The sequence below is a fragment of the Terriglobus sp. YAF25 genome (genome assembly GCF_052113305.1).
Taxonomy (GTDB): domain Bacteria; phylum Acidobacteriota; class Terriglobia; order Terriglobales; family Acidobacteriaceae; genus Terriglobus.
Map to the genome: position 1 here is coordinate 1 of NZ_JBFRCY010000811.1, position 1,934 is coordinate 1,934.

At 57.0% G+C, this 1,934-nt stretch carries 2 protein-coding genes and 1 pseudogene; all 3 read right to left on the reverse strand.

All coding sequences use genetic code 11. The features are described 5' to 3' along the window. Positions 1-310, reverse strand: a 310-nt coding sequence (locus tag AB4043_RS24015; RefSeq protein ID WP_442308318.1) for a glycoside hydrolase N-terminal domain-containing protein, incomplete at its 3' end; no start/stop codon positions are given. Between the two features lie 189 nt (positions 311-499). Then, positions 500-1,528 (reverse strand): LacI family DNA-binding transcriptional regulator, encoded by a 1,029-nt coding sequence (locus tag AB4043_RS24020; protein WP_442301590.1) that lies wholly within the window; start codon positions 1,526-1,528, stop codon positions 500-502. 60 nt (positions 1,529-1,588) lie between these two features. Next, a pseudogene (locus AB4043_RS24025) lies at positions 1,589-1,934 on the reverse strand (arylsulfatase); the annotation flags it as partial.

Sequence of the window (1,934 nt, forward strand, 5' to 3'; positions counted from 1 at the left end):
CTGCATCGCCAAACAGAGTGACATATAGGTCACCGAGAGGCTGATACGCCTCCCCATAGGGGCCCTGCATCTCTTTACAGATCTGGTCGGCAAGATGATAGTTCTCATCTTCCAGGACTGCCTTCCTGACAGCCGCCAGCTTGCTCTTCGCCCCGGGATTATTGCCGTCCCTGGGATGTCCCGAGTACAGCGTGTCTTCATTCAGAGAGACTCGGTCTTGCGTGGCACCGCCAAAGACCATTCCGCCTAATCTTCCATTTCCAATCGGAAGCGCATCGATCCAATTCGATGCAGGTGAGCGAAACCACATCGTGTAATTCGCATCATGATTGTTTTCGCTATGGTGAGATGCTGATCGCGCGACCTGCGAGATGGYGCGAGGAGCAACTGCGGTGAAGGGAAGAAATGCCCGGCGAGTCAGATGGCGCACTACGAGGTCCTCTGAGTGAAGTTAAAGCAGGATGTTCCCTGAATCCAGCGATACACCGCGATGAGAGTACTACGAACGCCGGGTCGATTCGCGGATAACAATCTGTGCCGGCTCAATGGCACGACGAATAGCCGGCTTTTCCGGTGGTGCAGCTTTGGAATCCAGGATAGAGAGCAGCATCTTCGCCGCGCGGACACCGATCCGCGTGCTTCCCTGGTCCACGCTTGTCAGCGGGACGCGAAGGTGCTCGTCGTAGTGGAGATTGCCGCATCCAATAACCGCGATGTCTTCGGGAACGCGAAGACCGGCTTCAAGAATCGCATCCATGGCGCCGATCGCAATAGGGTCGCTGTAGCAGAAGACCCCATCGGGCCGCGGTTTCAGCGCCAACAGGCGCTTCATTGCATCACGGCCCTGCACCGTACTATCCACGTCCACGGTAGAGGTTCCCACAACATATTTGGGATTTGGCTCCAGCCCTTCTTCTTCGAAGGCTTTGAGGTAGCCTTCGTAACGTCCGCGGCCGATGGAGTTCTCCGGTCCCCGGATATGCGCAATCCGTTTGCGTTTGAGAGAGAAGAGGTGCTGCGTCGCGAGATATCCCATCTGCGAGTTATCCGAACCGATGAAGTTGCAACGGAAGCCATTAAAGGAACGGTCCAGAAGGACAAGCGGCGTCCCCTGGTCCTGAATATCACTGAAGAGTTTGGGTACGGTTGGAGCACAGGAGGCAACAACCAAGGCATCAAGCCGCAGCGCCAGAAGATGTTCCACCTCCTGCTCTTCCATGCGCGGGTCTTCCTCCGAGGAAGAAAGCATCAGATAGTAGCCGTTCTTTCGCAGCGTGGCGGCCAGCGACTTCGCAATCTCGACAAAGTAGGGATGCAGCAGATCGGGCACCACCAGGCCAACGATAGAGCTCTTGCCGGTGACCAGAGAACGCGCTGCCAGATTCGGGCGGAAGTTGAGCTCCTTCGCCTTGTCGAGCACCTTCTGCCGGGTCTCCGGACCGATATCTCCGTGGCCACGCATGACCTTTGAGACCGTAACAATAGAGACCCCGACTGCTTCCGCGATGTCCTTCTGCGTAGCGCGCATGAGGGAAGCTTATCGTACCCGCGAGATGGGCAACGCCATATTGCCCGGTCTCGAACGCTGCTATGGCGTAGCGCCCGCATTGGATGATGCTGGTTCGATATCCAGATCGATATGCTGAATCGTCCCGTTGAACGGGAACGGGCTCTCATAGTTGCCCGCAGGGGATGCGCTATCTTCGCCGATATCGAAGGTGTCTTCAAATGCGAACGCCATACGTACCGTCTCCGGCAGCCGCTGTTTCGCGACAGGCTTGTCGTTCACCAGCAGCGTGATGTTTGCCCCTTTCCCAATGCCTCCGCCTTCGTAGTTGAACTCCAGCGTAATCTTGGCCGGTCCAGCAGGCAGGGGAGCAGGTGAGGCGATCGTGGTGATGCGGCGCTTGAAGTAGTTGTAGGTGTACGTAGGC